The sequence below is a fragment of the Rhizobium sp. 16-488-2b genome (genome assembly GCF_017741815.1).
In the GTDB taxonomy this organism is placed as follows: Bacteria; Pseudomonadota; Alphaproteobacteria; order Rhizobiales; family Rhizobiaceae; genus Rhizobium.
In genome coordinates this window covers 260,417-280,023 of sequence record NZ_JAGHMF010000036.1, presented here as the reverse complement: position 1 = coordinate 280,023, position 19,607 = coordinate 260,417, and the positions used below count along the sequence as shown (strand labels likewise).

The following is a 19,607-nucleotide window of genomic DNA, read 5'->3' as shown; positions in this document are numbered from 1 at the left end:
CTGATTGTGGGCGCGGCGGAATTCGATGCCGCGCCCGCAATGGTTCGTAGTTTCAGAGAAGAGCCTGAAAACGGCATTGATCGACAAGCCATTTATGGAGCATGTGGCGGAGACGTTCGTATTCAGTTGACCGCAAGGAAAGTCGCCTAGGCCATGTCGATGATGGAAGAGCCCGATGTTGTGATCATTGGCGCCGGCGCGGCCGGCACGGGTGCGGCCCGAACGCTCGCCAAGGCCGGTCTGAAGACGCTGGTGCTCGAGGCTCTTGACCGCAAGGGCGGCCGTGCCTGGACGAAAACGGCAGCAGGCAGCGTCGTCGATCTTGGCTGCGGCTGGCTTCACTCCGGCGATCGAAATCCCTGGACCCGCATTGCCGGCGAGACCGGCATCGCCGTCGATCGCCAGCCATCCGCCTGGGGCGGGCAGTTTCGCGATCTCGGCTTCACTCCATCCGAGCGCGATGAGGCGCATATCGCCTTCGAGAATTGGACGGAGCGGGTCTCCACCACTCCGCCCCTCTCCGACATCGCCGCCGATGCGCTCGACCCGGCCGACGGCTGGACAAGCTATCTGCAAGCGCTGAGCGGCTATATCAGCGGCGACGAACTAGAGCGCATTTCCTGCAAGGACTACGCGGCCTACGACGGAGCCTCGACGCACTTCAACTGGCGCGTCGCAACCGGCTATGGCGCACTCGTCAGCGCCGCCATGCCTGCAGAGGCGATGGTGAGGCTTTCGACGCCCGTCGAGGCGATCGGGCTCGACGGACGTCGCGTCGAGGTCGATACAGCGGTCGGCAACGTGCGCGCCCGCGCGGTCATCGTCACCACTTCCACCAATATCCTGGCCGGAGACACGATCCGCTGGCCATCCGCATTCGATGCATGGCGAGAGGCGGCGGCGCGCTTGCCACTTGGGGCGAACGAGAAGCTCTTCCTCGAGATCATCGGCTCCGGTCCATTCGAGGACGAGACGCACCTTATCGGCGATCCCCGCGATGCATCGACCGGAAGCTACTATATCCGCCCCTTCGGCCAGCCCGTAATCGAATGCTTTCTCGGCGGCGCCGGCGCGCGCGCCGTGGCGGAGCAGGGGCACGAAGCGGCATTCGCACGCGCGACAGATCAGCTCGCTCATCTGTTCGGCAGCGATATCCGTCGCAATCTCCGCCCGCTCATCGCATCGGACTGGACCAGGACGACTTCCATCGGCGGCGCCTACAGCCATGCACTGCCCAGCCATTCCGACGCCCGCCTGACGCTCGCCAGATCGTACGACGAACGTGTCTTCTTCGCCGGCGAAGCGACCCACACCACGGACTTTTCAACCGCCCACGGCGCCCTGCAAAGCGGCGAGCGCGCCGCGCGCGAGGTCATCGCCGCCCTTGCGGGGTAGCGCCCGGACGACACCAAGACATATCCATCGCGATCAGGAGAGACGAAGCCATGCCGGACCACACGTTCAACCAGCCGCTCGGCGGCAACGATATGCCCCGCTTCGCCGGTCCGGCGACGATGATGCGGCTGCCGAGCCAGGCGACGGCGGAGGGTCTTAACGCGTGTTTCGTAGGGATTCCGCTCGACGTCGGCACCTCCAACCGGCCGGGCACCCGCCTTGGTCCACGCCAGATCCGGCAGGAATCCTGCATGTTGCGTCCCTACAACATGGCGACAGGTGCGGCGCCCTTCGCCCGGATGCAGGTGGCCGATATCGGCGACGTGCCGATCGACACCTTCGATCTCAAGAAGTCGGTCGATATCATCACCGCCTTCTACGACGACCTCCTGACCCATCCCTGTATCCCGCTGACGCTCGGCGGCGACCATACACTCACTTATCCGATCCTGCGCGCGATCGCGAAGAAGCACGGCCCCGTGGCGCTGATCCATGTCGACGCCCATGCCGACACCAACGACGAGATGTTCGGCGAGAAGATCGCCCACGGCACGCCGTTCCGCCGCGCCTATGACGACGGGCTCCTCGTCAACGACAAGGTGTTCCAGATCGGCCTGCGCGGCACCGGCTATTCGCCCGAGGACTTCGATTGGGCCCGCGGCAAGGGCTGGACGGTCGTTCAGGCCGAGGAGTGCTGGGGCAAATCGCTGAAGCCCCTGATGGAAGAGATCCGCGCAAAGATCGGTTCGACACCTGTTTACCTGACCTACGACATCGACAGCCTCGATCCGGCCTTTGCGCCGGGCACGGGAACGGTCGAGATCGGTGGTCTCACGACATGGCAGGCACTCGAGATCATCCGTGGCTGCGCCGGGTTGAACCTTGTCGGCGGTGATTTGGTCGAGGTTTCACCGCCATTCGACCCCTCGGGCAACACGGCGCTGATCGCCGCAAATCTGCTCTACGAGATGCTGTGTGTCCTTCCCTGACACACAGACGGGCGACGGCAACGAGAGGGAAGCGCGGCGATTCACCGGTTTGAAACCTGTTCGTGCGACAAGGACTGTTCAAGGGCAATGCCTGAAGACCAAGCCGTGTTTGCACCGAGGTACGGAAAATGATACCGCTCGCCGTTCTTTCCACGAGAGTTGTTCTTGCCGCCGCTCTCTTCAGCGCCGGCGCTCCGCTGGTTGCCAACGGTACCGAGGAATGGATTGGATCGTCGCGTCAATGGTCGATCGGCTATATCCATAATGGCGGCGAGCCGTATTGCGCGCTAGTTTGGGACAGCATGACGGGAAAGACCGTCGAGTTCCGCGAAAGCCTCAAGGATGCGTCGTGGATCATCAAGAACGAGGCATGGTCGCTCCCGGACCATCTCGCCACCAAGGTTTCGGTGACGGGCAAGAGCAACAGCATGGAGGTGCCCGCCATCGGCGCTGACAACAAGAGCCTACGGGTCTGGAGCCTGCCTGGAAATTCCAACGCGGGCGGCGTTCAGGGCATTATTCGCGCCGCACTTAGTGGAATGGCCGATATCAACGTCTCGTTCCAGGGTAACGAGCCCGACTGGGTCATTCCGACCTCGCGCATCTATCCCATGCACGCGACCTATGCCGGCTGCATCGAACGGCTGTCGAACAAGAAGCCGGTGAAGATCGAAAGCGCCGCGACGAACCCGTTCTAAATCAGGACCGGCCAAGCAGATAAGGTATGAAGTCCAGCTGCCGTCGCTGACGCGAAAGCCTCGTGCGCAACGCCCTCACGGGCTATTGTTTACTCTTCTAAAATAGCTCTTGCCACCAAGCCGTCGCTGGCGATATATCCGCGCTCAGGGTTGGAGACGTTAAGGTGCTGTCTCCCTCCGTCGGTGCCTGACGCGTGAACTTCGAACCACGTAGGACGAGCCTGATGGACTTTTGCAGATTTCCCGAATGGGCGCGGAGCGCGCCGCTTTTCGTAGATCACGGTTCGCCCGCCTGCGTGTGCTCGACATCGCAACTTTTCGCCTGCTGTCGTTAAGACAACTAACCGAACGGCGGACGAGCGCGGCGAGCATTTCGCGTTGCGGGCTTTCCATTTTCGTTTGCCGGATATGCAATGAGGCTATTCAATGGATAAATCACCGAACCCACCGGCGCTGCTAGGTCGCCTGTGGTTGGTATTGCTCGGCGCGATCATCACGCTCGCCGGGCTGTTTTTCGCGGTCGGCGGCGGCAAGCTCGTCTCGCTGGGCGGCAGCTGGTACTTCCTGCTCGCCGGCGTCGGACTTGTTATCGCGGGCCTGCTCATCATCCGGCGCAAGCCGGTGGGCGCCCTGCTCTTCGGCCTTGTCTTCGTTCTTTCGGTCATCTGGGCCATCTGGGATGCCGGCTTTGAGTTCTGGCCGCTGATCTCGCGCCTGCTGGCGATTGCCGTCGGCTCCATCGTCGTTGCCCTCTCCTTCCCGCTGCTGCGTCGCTCGGCTGGCCGCACGCCCGCTTATGGCGCCTCGTTCGGCCTTGCTCTAATCCTCGCGATTGGCACCGGCGCAGCCTTCTACGGCATGTTCATTCCGCATCCGCCGGTCGTGGCCAGCGGCGCCGGCCCGGCCCGCACGCCGGTCGATCCTGCTCGCGAACAGAAGAACTGGGAAGCCTACGGCAACACCTCGGGCGGCAGCCGCTTCGCGGCGCTCGACCAGATCAACGTCGATAACGTCAACGATCTGAAGGTTGCGTGGGAATACCACACCGGCGACACGCCGATCAGCCCCGGCGCCAACGGCGCGGAAGACCAGGAAACCCCGCTGCAGGTCGGCGATCGCGTGTTCGTGTGCACCCCGCACAACAACGTCATCTCGATCGATGCCGATACCGGCAAGGAAATCTGGAAGACCGAGATCAACGCCAAGTCGTCGGTCTGGATGCGTTGCCGCGGCCTCGCTTATTTCGATGCGACGCGTGCGCTCGAACAGCCTTCGGCACCGAACTCCACACCGGTTACCGCGGTTAACGTCGCACCCGGCGCGCTTTGCGAACGCCGCATCCTGATGAACACGATCACCGCCGAGCTGATCGCGCTCGACGCCGACACCGGCGCTTTCTGCCCCGATTTCGGCACCAACGGCCGCGTCGACCTCAAGGTCGGCATGGGCCAGGCGGCTGATCCGAGCTACGTTCTGACCTCGGCGCCGACGCTTGCCGGCACCACCGTCGTCGTTGGCGGCCGCGTTGCCGATAACGTCAGCACCGACATGCCTGGCGGCGTCATGCGCGGCTTCGATGTCGTGACCGGTCAGCTGCGTTGGGCATTCGACCCGGGCAACCCCAACATCACGCTCCTGCCGCCTCCGGGCGAAAGTTACACGCGTTCGACCCCGAACGTCTGGGCGTCGATGTCCTATGATCCGGCTTCCAACACCGTCTTCATGCCGGTTGGTAGCCCATCGGTCGACCTTTACGGCGCGACCCGCACCGATCTCGACCACAAGTACGGTGCCTCGATGCTGGCGCTCGACGCCACCACCGGTCGTGAGAAGTGGGTCTACCAGACCGTTCACAACGATCTGTGGGACTTCGACGTTCCGATGCAGCCTTCGTTCATCGACTTCCCGAAGGCCGATGGCACGACGGTTCCGGCTCTGGTGTTCGGCACCAAGGCTGGCCAGCTCTATGTGCTTGATCGTGCAACCGGTCAGCCGCTGACCAAGGTCGACGATGTCCCGGTGAAGCCGGGCAACATCCCGAACGAGCCCTATGCTCCGACCCAGAAGCTCTCCGTCGGCATGCCGCAGATCGGCGCCAAGACGCTGACCGAAAGCGACATGTGGGGTGCGACGCCGTTTGACCAGCTGCTGTGCCGCATCGCGTTCAAGGGCATGCGCTACGATGGCGTCTACACGGTTCCGGGCACCGACCTCGCGCTCAACTTTCCGGGCTCGCTGGGTGGCATGAACTGGGGCGGCCTTTCGACCGATCCGAACTCCAACTACATCTTCGTCAACGACATGCGCCTCGGCCTGTGGATCCAGATGAAGGAAGCCGCACCGACCAAGGCCGTCAACAGCGGTGGTGAGTCCGTCAACACCGGCATGGGCCTCGTGCCGATGAAGGGGACGCCTTACGCGGTCGACAAGAACCGCTTCTTGTCGGCGCTCGGCATTCCCTGCCAGGCTCCGCCCTTCGGCAGCCTGACGGCGATCGACATGAAGACGCAGAAGATTGCCTGGCAGGTTCCTGTCGGCACCGTCGAAGACACCGGCCCGCTCGGTATCAAGATGGGTCTGCCGATCCCGATCGGCATGCCGACGCTCGGCGGCACGCTCGCCACCCAGGGCGGCCTGATCTTCATAGCCGGTACGCAGGACTTCTACCTGCGCGCCTTCAGCACGGCGACCGGCAAGGAAGTCTGGAAAGCCCGTCTGCCCGTCGGCAGCCAGGGCGGCCCGATGACCTACAAGTCGCCGAAGACAGGCAAGCAGTACGTCATCATCTCGGCCGGCGGCGCACGCCAGTCGGATATCCGTGGCGACTACGTCATCGCCTACGCTCTGCCGAACTAAACGTCAGCGCAAAGCAACAAAAAGGGGCCGCTGAGCGGCCCCTTTTTTGTGCATGAACGCGATTTGTCACATATCGTGCAAAAAAGAGTGAAAACCTATCTGCGCCCTTGGCGATCTGCCACGTCGGCTGCATAATGTGAGTCTGACGAGTATCGCGGCTATCGGCTACAGACTGTCCCGAACTTCGTAAGCGCATTGTAATAAAATAGTCTGACGCGTTCTTATCTCGCGAGCCGACACGTAGCGATCCCGTCCTCATTCAACCGGCCGCGGGAGAGCAAAGATGCAGAAGAGCGAAAGCGACGTATTCGATCTGTTTTCGGAGATCTATACGAACGCCGCGCAAGAAGAGCTAAGTCTCCAGGAATACCTCCTGGCCTGCCGTGATGACAAGCGACTATATGCCACCGCGCAGGAACGCATGGTGGAAGCCATTGGTGAACCTAAACTAATCGACACCAGCGCCGATGAGCGATTAGGCCGCATATTCTCCAACCGCACCGTCAAGATTTATCCCGCCTTTGCCGATTTCTATGGAATGGAAGACACGATCGAGCGGATTGTCGGCTATTTCAGATATGCCGCGCAGGGTCTCGAAGAGCGTAAGCAGATCCTCTATCTGTTAGGCCCCGTAGGCGGCGGCAAGTCGTCTCTCGCCGAACGGCTGAAGAAGCTGATGGAGCGCTTCCCCATCTACACGCTGGCGATCGACGGACAGGTGAGCCCGGTCTTCGAATCACCACTCGGTCTCTTCCAGCCGGAGCGCATGTCCGATCTCCTGGAAGACAAGTACGGGATTGCCAGACGCCGGCTCACCGGACTGATTTCCCCCTGGGCCACCAAGCGGCTCGACGAGATCGGCGGGGACATCTCGCGCTTCAGCGTCGTCAAGCTGATGCCTTCAAGGCTTCGCCAGATCGCCATCGCCAAGACCGAGCCGGGTGACGAGAACAACCAGGACGTCTCGGCGCTGGTCGGCAAGGTCGATATTCGGCAGCTGGAGAACTACAGCCAGGCCGACCCCGACGCCTATTCCTACAGCGGCGGCCTCAACCGCACGACGCAGGGGTTGCTCGAATTCGTCGAAATGTTCAAGGCGCCGATCAAGGTGCTGCACCCGCTGCTGACGGCAACGCAGGAGGGCAGCTATAACGGCACCGAAAACTTCGGCGCCTTCCCCTATCAGGGCATCGTGGTTGCCCACTCCAACGAATCCGAGTGGCAGCAGTTCAAGAACAACCGCAACAACGAGGCCTTCCTCGACCGTATCCTCGTGGTCAAGGTGCCCTATTGCCTGCGTGTGACCGAGGAACGGCAGATCTACGAGAAGCTGCTGCGCGAAAGCGAACTCGCCAAGAGCGCCTGCGCACCGGAGGTTCTCGAAAATCTGAGCCGCTTCACGGTGGCGACACGCCTGATCCGGCATGAGAACTCACCACTCTACACCAAGATGCGCGTCTATGACGGCGAGAACCTGAAGGACACCGATCCCAAGGCGAAGTCCGTGCAGGAATATCGCGATGTCGCCGGCGTCGACGAGGGCATGAATGGCATCAGCACCCGCTTTGCCTTCAAGGTGCTGTCGGAGACCTTCAACTACGACACCAAGGAAGTCGCCGCCGATCCGGTGCACCTGATGTACATCCTCGAGCAGGCGATCAAGCGCGAGCAGTTCCCGAAGGAAATGGAGGCGAGTTACCTCGACTTCATCAAGTCGGAGATCGCGACCCGCTATGCCGAGTTCATCGGTCACGAGATCCAGAAGGCCTATCTGGAATCCTATAGCGAATATGGCCAAAACCTCTTCGACCGCTACATATCCTATGCGGATGCCTGGCTGGAGGACCAGGATTTCAAGGATGCCGATACCGGCCAGATTCTGAACCGCGAAATCCTGGACAGCGAGCTCTCGCAGATTGAAAAACCTGCCGGCATCGCCAATCCCAAGGATTTCCGCAACGAAGTGGTGAAGTTCACGCTGCGGGCAAGGGCGCGCAATGGCGGCCGCAATCCGGCATGGACAAGCTACGAGAAACTGCGCGAGGTGATCGAAAAGCGGATGTTCGGTCAGGTCGAGGATCTGCTGCCCGTCATCAGCTTCGGCTCCAAGAAGGACAGCTCGACCGAGAAGCAGCATGACGAATTCGTTCAGCGGATGATCGAGCGTGGCTACACCGCGCGCCAGGTCCGCCGACTGGTCGATTGGTACATGCGGGTGAACAAGGCCGGTTGACGATGCCAAAACCGGAGCCAAAGCGAGGGATTGGCGCATGCCGAATTTCATCGACCGCCGGCTTAACCCGAAGGACAAGAGCCTCGGTAACCGGCAACGATTCCTGAAACGCGCCCGCGACGAGCTGAAGCGGGCGATCAAGGATCAGATCAAATCCGACAAGATAGCGGATGTCGACACCGCCCATGGTGTTCCGATGCCCGCGCGCGGCGCCGGTGAGCCGAGCTTCCGCCCCTCTTCCACGTCGGGCAACCGGGAACATGTGTTGCCGGGAAACAAGGAGTTTTCGGCGGGCGACCGTATCTCGAAGCCCGATGGCGGCGCGGGTGGCGGTGGCGGACATGGCGCGGGCGGCGGCGGAAGCGATGACGATTTTCAGTTCATCCTGTCGCGCGAGGAGGTGCTCGATCTTTTCTTCGAGGACCTGGAATTGCCCGATCTGGTCAAGCTGAGCCTGAAGGAGACGGTGACATTCAAGCCGCAACGCGTCGGCTTTACCACCTCGGGCTCCCCCACCAATATCAATATCGGCCGCACGATGCGCAACAGCTTCGGCCGGCGCATGGCCCTGCAGCGACCGAGCGAGCGGCAGGTGAAGCTGATCACCGACGAGATCGCCGCTCTCGAAGCCGAGACGCCGCTCTCGGCCGAGACCCGCCGCAAACTGACGGCTTTGCGCGAAGATCTGGCGACACTCGAGCGCCGCCGCCGGCGGATTTCCTATGTCGATCCCGTCGACGTTCGGTTCAACCGCTTCGAGCGCCAGCCGGTGCCGAATGCGAACGCCGTGATGTTCTGCCTGATGGACGTCTCGGCCTCGATGGGCGAGCGGGAGAAGGATCTCGCCAAGCGCTTCTTCGTGCTGCTGCACCTCTTCCTCAAGCGCCGTTACGGCCGGATCGATATCATCTTCATCCGGCACACCGACGAGGCGCATGAGGTCGACGAGGAGACCTTCTTCTACAGCAAGCAGAGCGGTGGCACGGTGGTTTCCACGGCACTCGAGGAGATGCAGCGGATCATCGAGGCGCGCTACCCGGCCGACATGTGGAACATCTACGCGGCCCAGGCTTCCGACGGCGACAATAGCAGCGGCGATTCCGAGCGTTGCGCGGCACTCCTGCGCGGCGATCTGATGCGGCTTTGCCAATATTACGCCTATGTCGAGATTATCGACGAGCGCGAGACCGAGATATTCGGCGCCACCGACAACGGCACTTCGCTATGGCGCGCCTACCGCACCGTCGATGGCGAGGTCCCCAATTTCCACATGGCCCGCATCGCAAGACCAGGCAATATCTACCCGGTCTTTCGCAAGCTCTTCAGCCGCAAAGCCGGCGCGCGTACGCATAACTGAGGGAAGACCGATATGGCGAAGCGAGCGGAGAGTTCCGAGCTGCTGTTTGAGGGCTCCGACTGGAATTTCGGAACACTATCGATCGTCCACGACGCCATCCAGGATATCGCGATCGGCGAGATGGGGCTCGATATCTACCCAAACCAGCTGGAGATCATCTCATCCGAACAGATGCTCGACGCCTATTCCTCGGTCGGCATGCCGCTGATGTACCAGCACTGGTCCTTCGGCAAGCGCTTCATTTACGAGGACAGCCTCTATCGCAAGGGCCACCGGGGGCTCGCCTATGAGATCGTCATCAATTCCAACCCCTGCATCGCCTATCTGATGGAGGAAAACACGATGGCCATGCAGACGCTGGTCATCACCCACGCCTCTTTCGGGCATAACCACTTCTTCAAGAACAACTATCTGTTCCGCCAGTGGACGGATGCCGGTGCCATTCTCGGCTATATGGACTTCGCCAAGAAATATATTGCCAAATGCGAGGAGCGACACGGCACCGAGGCGGTCGAGGCAATCCTCGATTCCGCCCATGCGCTGATGGACAACGGCGTCTTCCGCTACCGCCGCCCTCCCCGCCTCTCCTCCGAGAAAGTGCGCGAGCGGGCGCGTGAACGATTGGAATATGAGGAGCAGACCTATAGCGACCTCTGGCGCACCCTACCCTCTTCCGTCGACAGCCGTGATCCGCACGAGGCGGAGCGCAATGCCTCAGAACGCAAGAAAGCGCTTAACCTCCCGGAAGAGAACCTTCTCTACTTCATCGAGAAGCACAGTCTGATCCTCGAGCCCTGGCAGCGCGAGATCCTCAGGATCGTGCGCATCATCGCCCAATACTTCTACCCGCAGCGGCAGACCAAGGTGATGAACGAGGGGTGCGCGACCTACGTGCACTACACGATCATCAATCGCCTGTTCGATCAGGGCAAGATCAGCGAAGGCAACATGCTGGAGCTCTTGAGCAGCCATTCCAACGTCGTCTTCCAGCCGGGCTTCGACGATCCCCGTTTCTCAGGCATCAACCCCTATGCGCTCGGCTTCGCGATGATGCAGGACATCGAGCGCATCTGCACCAATCCGACGGACGAGGACCGGAACTGGTTTCCCTCCATGGCCGGCAACAACGATCCGATGGGCACGCTGCGCGACGCATGGGCGAACCACCGCGATGAATCCTTCATCCTGCAATATCTGAGCCCGGCCGTGATCCGCAAATTCCGGCTCTTCAGGCTGTCGGATATGGCGGCCGACAAATTCTGCGAGGTTTCATCCATCCACAACGAACGCGGCTACGCGGAGATCCGCTCGGCTCTCGCCCGCAGCTACGATGTCAGCGCCAGGCAGCCCGATATTCAGGTCGTCGACGTCGATCTCCTCGGCGACCGCCGGCTTCGGCTGAAGCACACGGTCAATGACGGCCTGCTTCTCGAAGAGACCAGCCGGAACGAAACTCTCACCCATATCCGTCATCTCTGGGGATACGAGGTCAGCCTCTCCGGCGTCGATGGCGCGACCGGCAACGTTCTCTACGATCATTCGACGGGCTAGCCGGCACTCATCGACGGAACGACATCGGATCCTTCTCGTTTTCCATTCAAGAGAAGGAGAAAGCCATGTCCAACGTCGTACGAAACGGCGAAAGCGCCGCCAACAATGCCACGACCGCAAATACTTTCGGAAAATCGGTCGAAAGCCAGGCACAGATCGAAGACGCCGCACGCGCGGGTTCCGAGGCAGTGGGAGAGGGTGAAGCTCTCAACATCTACCGTCTCGAGCCCATTGCCGAGCCAAACGATCCGCGTTGGGACAATTCGCCCGGACATGGCAACATCGTAGTTGCCGCCCGCACGGCGGGGGACGCTCGCATCGTCGCGGCATCCAAGGAACTCGACTTCATGGAAGTCGACACCGCACCGGCGGATGACGTAACGACAATCAACGCCAGCGCCTTCAGGGACGACAAGCTCTACACCGTGATTGAGATCGAACATGGACGCCGGGACCTGAGAAGAGGCGTCATCGACGGATCGGTGTCCGTGGATACGATCATATCCGTTCAGGTTTAGCATCTGTGCCAAGGCCGGCCGGGAACAAACCTGCTGGAAACCTCGTTCAACAAATATCTCGGAATAAACCCCATCCGAGACTCTCCTGTGGCAAAGCGCTTGCAGCGTCGGGCGCTTTGTCCCCGGGCTCTGGAAAGGAGACAAAGATGATCAACCGCGCCAAGCAGACAGCAGACGAGTACCGCCATCTTGGAGGGCGGCGGTTGGCAGCTTTTGACGACAACAAGGCCTCGACGCGAGCCTGGGACAAAGACACGCCGGAAGCCGAGCGCTTCTGGCAGACCGAGATCGCAACACTTCCCGAAAGGGAGCGCGCCGAAGTCCAGTCATTCCTGCCATCGATCGTTGACGAAAGCGATGAGCCGCGTGGTAAGCACTGAGCCACTCTGCTCCGGCTTTGAAACTTTCTGATTTTCAGAACGTTTAACGCCTTATGAGGGACGATGATATTGATCCGACCAAGACTGGCGGCACCCGATCGGCTGATGACGTAAACCCGGTCCATGATCAGGAGCCGACGCCCGATGTGGCGGACATAGACCCTCCACCGGACATCCCGAAACCCGAAGACGACATGACGCCGGAGGAAGTCGAGGCGGCACGCAAGGCTTACCTGCTCAAGAGATTCTGGATCAGCGCGCGTGGATACTGGACGCGGCGCGGTGATACCCTGGCTTGGCCACTATCCATCGGCCTGCTGGCCCTCATCGGGCTGAATGTCGGCTTCCAATACGGCATAAACGTCTGGAACCGCGGCCTTTTCGATGCCATCGAGAAGCGCGATGCGCCCACGGTCTATTTTCTCGGCGCACTCTTCCCGCCGCTCGTGTTGGGAAGCGTCGGTCTCGTCACCATTCAGGTCTACATGCGCATGAAGATGCAGCGGCGTTGGCGGTCATGGCTGACGAAAGCGCTCATCGGACGCTGGCTGGCCAGTGGCCGCTACTATCAACTCAATCTCATCGGCGGTGACCACAAGAATCCGGAGGCGCGCATTTCCGAGGACATGCGCATCGCCACCGAATCCCCCGTCGATTTCGTCGCCGGCGTCATAGCCGCCTTCGTCTCCGCTTCGACCTTTATCGTGGTGCTCTGGATGATCGGTGGAGCATTGTCTCTGCCGATTGCGGGAACTGTGATCACCATTCCCGGCTTTCTCGTCGTCACGGCCGTTCTCTACGCCGTCATCACATCGACCTCGATCGCTTACATCGGCCGCCACTTCGTCAAGGTCTCGGAAGCCAAGAACCAGGTCGAGGCCGAATTTCGCTACACGCTGACGCGTGTGCGCGAGAATGGCGAGAGCATCGCTTTGCTTGGCGGCGAAGACGAAGAGCGCAACGATCTGGACAAGACCTTCGGGAACGTTCTGCACCAGTGGGCGCTGCTTGCGCGTCAGTACATGCGAACGACACTTGTTTCGCACGGCTCGATGCTGATCGCGCCCGTCGTGCCTGTTCTGCTGTGCGCGCCCAAATTCCTAGATGGCAGCATGAGCCTGGGCCAGGTCATGCAGGCCGCGTCGGCTTTCACCATCGTCCAGAGCGCATTCGGATGGCTTGTCGACAACTACCCGCGCCTTGCCGACTGGAACGCATGCGCAAGGCGCGTCGCGTCCTTGATGATGTCTATCGATGGATTGGAGCGGGCCGAGCAGAGCGATGCGCTTGGACGTATCAAACGCGGCGAAACTGAAGGCGATGCGATCCTCAGTTTGAACGATCTCTCCGTCTCGCTGGGCGATGGTACAGCCGTGGTCAAGGAGACGGAGGTTGAGATACAGCCAGGGGAGCGAGTGCTTGTGGCCGGTGAGTCCGGATCCGGCAAAAGCACCTTGGTGCGGGCAATCGCCGGTCTCTGGCCATGGGGCGATGGCGCCGTCAATTTCCGCCCCGACAAACGCCTCTTCATGCTGCCGCAGCGACCATACATCCCATCGGGGACGCTGCGCAGGGCCGTCACCTATCCGGCGGGCGCCGACACATGGACGGTCGAGGAGATTGGTGGCGTTCTGGAGCAGGTCGGCCTCGGCCATCTGAAAGAGAGGATCGAAGACGAGGCGCCTTGGGATCAAACACTATCAGGCGGCGAAAAGCAGCGGCTGGCATTTGCCAGACTGTTGCTGCACGATCCCGATATCATCGTTCTCGATGAAGCGACCTCGGCTCTCGACGAAAAGAGCCAGGATCGGCTCATGGAGATGCTGATTGCCGAATTGCCAAAGGCCACCATTCTAAGCGTCGGGCACCGGGTCGAGCTGGAGGCGTTTCATAGCCGCAAGATCACGTTGGAAAAGCGCGATGGTGGCGCAAGGCTTGTGAGCGACGTCGATTTGATCCCGCGGAAGAGGAAAAAGCGCAACGTGCTGTCACGCCTTGTGCGACATCGAAGCCGACGCAGTGGCGGCGGAACGCCTGAGCCTGACGGTGCTAAGCAGTGAACCACCCAAAGCTCATCAGCCCGGACCAGTCGAGCGCTCGGCGACCAGCTCAAACACATCCACCTTGCCCGCCCGCCCCTTGAGCTGCGCCAGGCCGAGCGGTAGAAAATCGAAATCACCGCCGACCGCATCCCTCACCGCCGCGCTGACCAGGATCGACGTGTTGAACTCCTTGTTCAGCCCTTCAAGCCGTGACGCGACGTTGATCGTGTCACCCATCGCCGTGTACTGCTGGCGCGAAACTGCGCCAAAACTGCCGACCACCGCTGGCCCGGTGTGCAGGCCAAATCGCGTGAATAGCAGCGGACGCCCATCCCTCCGATTGGCATCGTTCAACGCATCTACGGCTGCCTTCATCGCAAGCGCGCACCGGCAGCCCTCTTCCACATGCTTTGCGGTCTCCACGGGCGCATTCCACATGACGAAAATGGAATCGCCCAGATACTGGATGACCGTTCCGCCGTGCCGCTCCGCAACGCTGTTCAGCAGCTCGAAATAGGTAGACAGCGTCTCGACCACATCCTCCGGGGAATGTTGCTCGGATATGGTCGTGAAGTCGCGTATGTCGGTAAACAGCGCGGTTAATTCCTGCCGCTTCGCCTGGACGATCGCCGGCCCGCCCGGCCCAACGATCCGCCGAACCACCTCGCGCGGCACATAGAGCGCGAACTGGCTGATGGCCTGGCGGCTTGCCGCGAGAGCGGTCGCCAGCATGTTGATCTCGGTGATCAAGGAATGCGAGGTGGTCTTTTCGTGAACATCGAGGTTGCCGATCTCACGTGCTTCCGCGGCCAGCTGGTTGAGGGAGCGGCTGACCATGCGCGACAGAAGCACCGATGCGACCACACCGGCAATGACAAAGCCGGCAGCGATAAGGAGATTGTGCATCAGCGATCGGTTGGCCTGCTCGACGAGATCCGCCAGTGGCACGACGATCGCCGCCTCGCTTCCCGCAAACAGTCCGGAGACGCTGATCGGCGCGACCTGGATCAGATATCGCTCGCCATCGAGGTCGAGCCGCGCCAGCCCTCCGGCACCGAAGACTGAATCCCGCCGCAGGTTGGCCACGGTGGCCAGGCTGGTGTCGAAACCGCTTGCCGTCGCGCCGATGCCGCCGGCGCTTCGTGACCACAGGTCCATGAGCCTAGCCATGATGTCGGGATCTGAATGAGCGACCAGCTGATCTTCATCGTCGATTATGTAAGCCCGGGCGCGTGGCGAAATCTGGCTGGCATCCAGGAGACGACTGATCGTCCTCAGGTGGATGTTGATACCGACCACGACCTTGCCGTCATCACGCATCGGCGCGGCGATCGTCAGCGTCGGCGTCTTGAGCGTTCCAGCGACGTATGGCCCGACCGAAACGGCCTTTCCATCCTGGACGACCGCCTGATACCAGGGCCGCTGCCGTGGATCGAACGATGCGTACTCGACTGCGCGCTCCTCGATCACGCTGGCATTGGCATCCAGAAAGCGCAGCGTTGACACGGCATCCGGCCGGTCTCTGCGAGCGATCGTCCGGATCGCGAAAGCCGTTCCATCGGGCGCCGACAGCGTCTGCCTGACGTCATCGCGGATAGCAGCGATCACCTGGAGGTACGAGCCATCAGGATATCCCGTGTAGACGCTCGTCGCATTGGGGACGTTGCGCAGAACCTCGAGAAAGAAGCCCTCTTTCGCGCTGATATCCGCCGGCGGCGCGGAGACGAGCTGCTGCATGGTCGAGGCCAGCGCCACCGCTTCGGTGCCTTCCTGCAATGTGTTTCGGTATCCCTCGATCAGCCGCAGGCTCATCTCGCGCATCTGTTGCGCGCCCGCGGTGACTGCCGCGCTCGTTCCCTGGCTGAAAGCCATCCAGATGATGGGTATCGATGTGCAGAGAAGGGATCCAACGACGAGAACGCCAAGATGCAGCCTGAGCGGCCGGGACCAGTCCACCAGCCCCTTGGACGTGCCATGCCGCTTCATGCCGTCCCCCTCAACCTCGCTCCCTTAACACCAGCTAAGCGTGTTTTAAGCCGGCGCACAAGATGGACAAAGGACGGACGGTGCAGAGGTTAGGAAGTGTTTGCCGGCGTCATGTCACGCGCTACCGCGATGTTCGACATGGGGCTCGATTAAGACGTGTTTGGCTTCGCGTCTTCCGTCGATCCGCTCAAGCAACATTTGCGTCGCTGTTCGAGCCAACTGGACGGGGTCTTGGTCGACACTTGTCAGCCCGACCAGCGGAAGGGCCGAAACGGGCGAGTTGTCGTAGCCGATGATGGCCAGGTCCGAGGGGACGCCGATATCTCGCATCCGCGCGATGTTTATCAGCGGGACAGCATCGAGATCCGACCAGACGAACACGGCTCTCGGACGATCGGGAGCGGAAAGAAAAGCGTTCAGGGCGGCGGTTCTGTCGGCATCAACCGGCGGCAGCCGCAGCACGCGCGCCTCCAAGCCGGCCGCCCTCATGGCGTCCAGATAACCGAGCTCTCGTTGCATGGCGACGATGGTGGCTGGTGACCCCTCTATATCGTAGCCGAGCATCGCGATATCGCGATAGCCTTTCGAAAGAGCAGCCTCGGCAGCGAGGTAGGCGCCCTTCCGGTCGTCGGAATTAGCAGTGTCGTAGGTCTGGGCGTCCGGCTCGTGATGCGCGATGACCACGATCGGAATCTGCTTGGCGTAGCGCTCGAGAACCTTGCCGGAAATACGGGGGGCGATGATCAGAACGCCATCCATCCGGTTGTCGATCATCGACTCGATCATCGATGCTTCGATTGGCTGCGCCGAGCGGCCGAGCCCGACCAGGGCCTTGAAGCCGCTGTCGGCGAGCGTGTTGCTGGCCGCCTCGATCAGGCCGGGCAGGAACGGGTTTGACAGCTCGATCGCCAGCACGCCGATGGTGTTCGTCCGCCCTCGCATGGCGCGGGCTGCAACGGAAGGGCGATAGTTGAGCTTCTCGATCGACGTCTCGACCTTCGTGCGCAGAACCGCGCTGACGCCATATGCGTTTCGAAGGACTTTCGATACCGCGGCGACCGAGACGCCGGCGTCTTCCGCGACATGGCGGATCGTCACCCGCGCTCGCGCTCCGTCTCTATCCTTCTGAAACATCTGCATAATTTATCGTTCTCATCAATCTTGGCCGGAGTATAGGCATTTTTCTGTTGCACATCAAACGGGAATGTAGAATGATATACATATAACGATACACACTTCGTTTGATGGGTCTGCCTCAAGCGGATCGGGAGGGGACATGGATATTGTGCAAGGGCGCGCGAGCGCTGCCGCTGGTTCGTCATTTCAATTCACCGCCGCCATGGTGGCGCCACTATGCGACGATGGCCAAGGCACCGCTGGCACCTTCGTCTCCCGCAACTTCCAGCTTGAGCATGCCCCTCGGGAAGCCGTGCTGACCATTTCAGCGCTCGGGCTTTATCGCGCCTTTATCAACGGCCGCCGCGTCGGCTCGGATCTTTTGACACCGGGCTGGACCTGCTACGACGATCGCATCGCCTATCAGACCTATGACGTCGCCAGCCTGCTTCAGCCGGGCGAGAACAGGATCGAGATCTGGCTCGGCGACGGCTGGTATCGCGGCCAGCTCATGTGGGCCTCGAACCCGATCTTCAATTGCTGGGGCGACCGTACGGCTGCCATTGCCGAAATCAGCGTCGACGGCGCCTTGGCGCTGAAGACAGATTCCACCTGGGAAAGTGGACTGACCCCCGTCACCAGGAACGGCATCTATTATGGCGAGGACTACGACGCCCGCTTGAAGACGGAAGACGCGTTCGGCGTTGAAGAACTCGCCTTCGACAAGACCCTGCTTGTACCCCACGAGACGGCCGCCGTTGTCGAGCTCGCCCCGTTCGAGCCGATCGATAGCTGGACGGAAGAAGATGGCCGGCTGGTCTATGATTTCGGCCAGAACGCCGGGGCGTATATCCGCATCGATGCGCAAGGCGAGGCAGGCGCGAGCGTACGCGTGGAGCACTCCGAAGTCCTCGGGCCAAACCGGTTCTTCGACAACCGCAACTACCGCAGCGCCAGGGCCGAACTGGTCTACACGCTGTCGGGAGATGGCGTCGAAACCTACGCGCCGCTGTTCACTTTCATGGGTTTCCGCTACGCCCGCGTGACCGTCACCGGCGATGCGAAGCTTCTCTCCATCAAGATGATCCCGATCACCTCGGTGCCAGTCGCGACCGGCGGCATCACCACGGGTGTGCCCGCCGTCAACCGGCTTGTCGAGAACACGATCTGGTCGCAGCGATCGAACTTCATCGAGATCCCGACGGATTGCCCGCAGCGCGACGAACGCCTGGGATGGACAGGCGACGCCCAGGTCTTTGCCGGCACCGCATGCTGGCTTGCCAACAGCCAATCTTTTCTCCGGAAATTCCTGCGCGACGTGATGCACGATCAGAGAGAGAACGGGGCGGTGCCGCACTTCTCGCCGGATCCGACGCGTCTGCATCCAATCAGCAATCGCGGCGATTGGGCCGGCTCGACCGGCTGGGGCGATGCGATCGTCATCATCCCCTGGCAGCTCTATCTGCATTATGGCGACAAGGCCGCTCTGCAGGAGTGCTTCCCGGCGATGTTGCACTGGCTGGATTACCTCTGGGGTATTTCCAACGGCCCCATCATCCGCCCTCCGGCGGTTTGGGGCGAGCATGGCTTCACCTTTGGCGACTGGCTGCAGCCGGTTGGCGACAATCGCAAGCCGCGCCCGACCGTGGCCGACGATTGCGCCGCGACGCTCTATCACTTCGTCGCCACGCAACTGACGGCGAAGATCGCGCGGGTCCTCGGCGATACAAGCGAGGCGCAGCGCCTCGACAGCAAGCTTGAAGACATCCGCGCAGCATTCAAGAACGAGTTCTTTTCCCCATCTGGGCGCATTGCGCATAACGACCAGACATCGTGGGCGATCGCCTTCCTCTATGGTCTCGTTCCGCCGGAATATGAAGAGGCCGGTCGCGGCTATTTCCGCCGGGTCGCGGAAGAGACCGATGGCGTGATCGGCACCGGCTTTATCGGCACGCCAGCGCTACTGCCCGCCCTTACCCGGCTCGGCATGCTCGATCTCGCCGAAAAGATGTTCCTCAATCGCAAGGTTCCCGGCTGGCTCTATCAGGTGGAGCGCGGAGCGACGTCGATCTGGGAGCGCTGGGATGCGCTTGCAGAGGACGGAACGATCTACGATCCCGATATGAACAGCTACAACCACTATGCCTATGGCGCCGTGTGCCAATGGCTGTTCGAGGATGTGGCTGGCATCAAGCCCCTTGAAGACAAGCCGGGCTTCGAGGAGATCGAGTTCGATCCCGCTATCCTTCCGGCGCTATCGCCCGTTGCGGCGTGGCACGACACGCGCTTTGGCCGCATCGAGGCCGGATGGGATATCGACGGCGGCAAGGTTACCTGCCATCTTGAAATCCCAGATGGCATCACCGCGCATATACGCGGCAATAGTGCAAGGAAGAATCTGACGGTGAACGGCGCCGACGTGGCGGATGACGAGCGTGTCCAGATCGGACATGGCAGCCATTCGATCACCTTCGACGTCTGATCAA

At 61.3% G+C, this 19,607-nt stretch carries 13 protein-coding genes; 11 read left to right on the top strand and 2 right to left on the bottom strand.

The features are described from left to right. Positions 1 to 153: 153 nt before the first annotated feature. The 10 genes from J5286_RS27805 to J5286_RS27760 all read left to right on the top strand — a co-directional run bounded on the left by J5286_RS27805 (position 154) and on the right by J5286_RS27760 (position 14,037). Positions 154 to 1,395: a flavin monoamine oxidase family protein gene (locus tag J5286_RS27805; RefSeq protein WP_209193204.1), complete on the top strand. Its 1,242-nt coding sequence runs from the start codon at positions 154 to 156 to the stop codon at positions 1,393 to 1,395. Between the two features lie 50 nt (positions 1,396 to 1,445). After that, a complete protein-coding gene (gene speB, locus J5286_RS27800) occupies positions 1,446 to 2,384 on the top strand; it encodes an agmatinase (RefSeq protein WP_209193203.1) in 939 nt (312 codons plus the stop codon). Positions 2,385 to 2,512: 128 nt separating this feature from the next. Further along, the gene (locus J5286_RS27795) at positions 2,513 to 3,082 is read left to right on the top strand and encodes a hypothetical protein (RefSeq protein ID WP_209193202.1); all 570 of its coding nucleotides are present in this window, start codon (positions 2,513 to 2,515) and stop codon (positions 3,080 to 3,082) included. 426 nt (positions 3,083 to 3,508) lie between these two features. Further along, a complete protein-coding gene (locus J5286_RS27790) occupies positions 3,509 to 5,938 on the top strand; it encodes a glucose/quinate/shikimate family membrane-bound PQQ-dependent dehydrogenase (RefSeq protein WP_209193201.1) in 2,430 nt (809 codons plus the stop codon). A 283-nt stretch (positions 5,939 to 6,221) separates the two neighbouring features. After that, positions 6,222 to 8,171: a PrkA family serine protein kinase gene (locus J5286_RS27785; RefSeq protein ID WP_018896655.1), complete on the top strand. Its 1,950-nt coding sequence runs from the start codon at positions 6,222 to 6,224 to the stop codon at positions 8,169 to 8,171. A 37-nt stretch (positions 8,172 to 8,208) separates the two neighbouring features. Further along, a complete protein-coding gene (locus J5286_RS27780; protein ID WP_113177380.1) occupies positions 8,209 to 9,528 on the top strand; it encodes a YeaH/YhbH family protein in 1,320 nt (439 codons plus the stop codon). A 12-nt stretch (positions 9,529 to 9,540) separates the two neighbouring features. Continuing rightward, positions 9,541 to 11,079, top strand: a complete 1,539-nt coding sequence (locus J5286_RS27775) for a SpoVR family protein (RefSeq protein WP_209193200.1) — start codon at positions 9,541 to 9,543, stop codon at positions 11,077 to 11,079. Positions 11,080 to 11,144: 65 nt separating this feature from the next. Next, on the top strand, positions 11,145 to 11,597 hold the full coding sequence (locus J5286_RS27770) for a hypothetical protein (protein WP_209193199.1): 453 nt from the start codon (positions 11,145 to 11,147) through the stop codon (positions 11,595 to 11,597). Positions 11,598 to 11,743: 146 nt separating this feature from the next. Next, positions 11,744 to 11,977, top strand: coding sequence for a hypothetical protein (locus J5286_RS27765; RefSeq protein ID WP_209193198.1), 234 nt, complete (start codon positions 11,744 to 11,746; stop codon positions 11,975 to 11,977). Between the two features lie 53 nt (positions 11,978 to 12,030). Further along, complete coding sequence (locus J5286_RS27760; RefSeq protein WP_209193197.1) at positions 12,031 to 14,037, top strand: ABC transporter ATP-binding protein/permease; 2,007 nt, start codon at positions 12,031 to 12,033, stop codon at positions 14,035 to 14,037. A 15-nt stretch (positions 14,038 to 14,052) separates the two neighbouring features. Here J5286_RS27760 and J5286_RS27755 read toward each other — a convergent pair whose 3' ends face one another. After that, complete coding sequence (locus J5286_RS27755) at positions 14,053 to 15,975, bottom strand: adenylate/guanylate cyclase domain-containing protein (protein ID WP_209193384.1); 1,923 nt, start codon at positions 15,973 to 15,975, stop codon at positions 14,053 to 14,055. 144 nt (positions 15,976 to 16,119) lie between these two features. Continuing rightward, the gene (locus J5286_RS27750; RefSeq protein WP_449090043.1) at positions 16,120 to 17,145 is read right to left on the bottom strand and encodes a LacI family DNA-binding transcriptional regulator; all 1,026 of its coding nucleotides are present in this window, start codon (positions 17,143 to 17,145) and stop codon (positions 16,120 to 16,122) included. Positions 17,146 to 17,281: 136 nt separating this feature from the next. On the opposite strand from J5286_RS27750, the gene J5286_RS27745 reads away from it, so the two are divergent. Then, positions 17,282 to 19,603 carry a family 78 glycoside hydrolase catalytic domain gene (locus J5286_RS27745; protein WP_245206599.1) on the top strand — a complete coding sequence of 774 codons (2,322 nt, stop codon included), beginning with the start codon at positions 17,282 to 17,284 and terminating at the stop codon, positions 19,601 to 19,603. Positions 19,604 to 19,607 lie beyond the last annotated feature (4 nt).

Coding starts and splice junctions, on each gene's coding strand:
- J5286_RS27790 (WP_209193201.1), top strand. CDS start 3,509: ATGGATAAATCACCGAACCCACCGGCGCTGCTAGGTCGCCTGTGGTTG.
- J5286_RS27795 (WP_209193202.1), top strand. CDS start 2,513: ATGATACCGCTCGCCGTTCTTTCCACGAGAGTTGTTCTTGCCGCCGCT.
- J5286_RS27745 (WP_245206599.1), top strand. CDS start 17,282: ATGGATATTGTGCAAGGGCGCGCGAGCGCTGCCGCTGGTTCGTCATTT.
- J5286_RS27775 (WP_209193200.1), top strand. CDS start 9,541: ATGGCGAAGCGAGCGGAGAGTTCCGAGCTGCTGTTTGAGGGCTCCGAC.
- speB (WP_209193203.1), top strand. CDS start 1,446: ATGCCGGACCACACGTTCAACCAGCCGCTCGGCGGCAACGATATGCCC.
- J5286_RS27770 (WP_209193199.1), top strand. CDS start 11,145: ATGTCCAACGTCGTACGAAACGGCGAAAGCGCCGCCAACAATGCCACG.
- J5286_RS27765 (WP_209193198.1), top strand. CDS start 11,744: ATGATCAACCGCGCCAAGCAGACAGCAGACGAGTACCGCCATCTTGGA.
- J5286_RS27805 (WP_209193204.1), top strand. CDS start 154: ATGTCGATGATGGAAGAGCCCGATGTTGTGATCATTGGCGCCGGCGCG.
- J5286_RS27785 (WP_018896655.1), top strand. CDS start 6,222: ATGCAGAAGAGCGAAAGCGACGTATTCGATCTGTTTTCGGAGATCTAT.
- J5286_RS27760 (WP_209193197.1), top strand. CDS start 12,031: ATGAGGGACGATGATATTGATCCGACCAAGACTGGCGGCACCCGATCG.
- J5286_RS27750 (WP_449090043.1), bottom strand. CDS start 17,145: ATGCAGATGTTTCAGAAGGATAGAGACGGAGCGCGAGCGCGGGTGACG.
- J5286_RS27780 (WP_113177380.1), top strand. CDS start 8,209: ATGCCGAATTTCATCGACCGCCGGCTTAACCCGAAGGACAAGAGCCTC.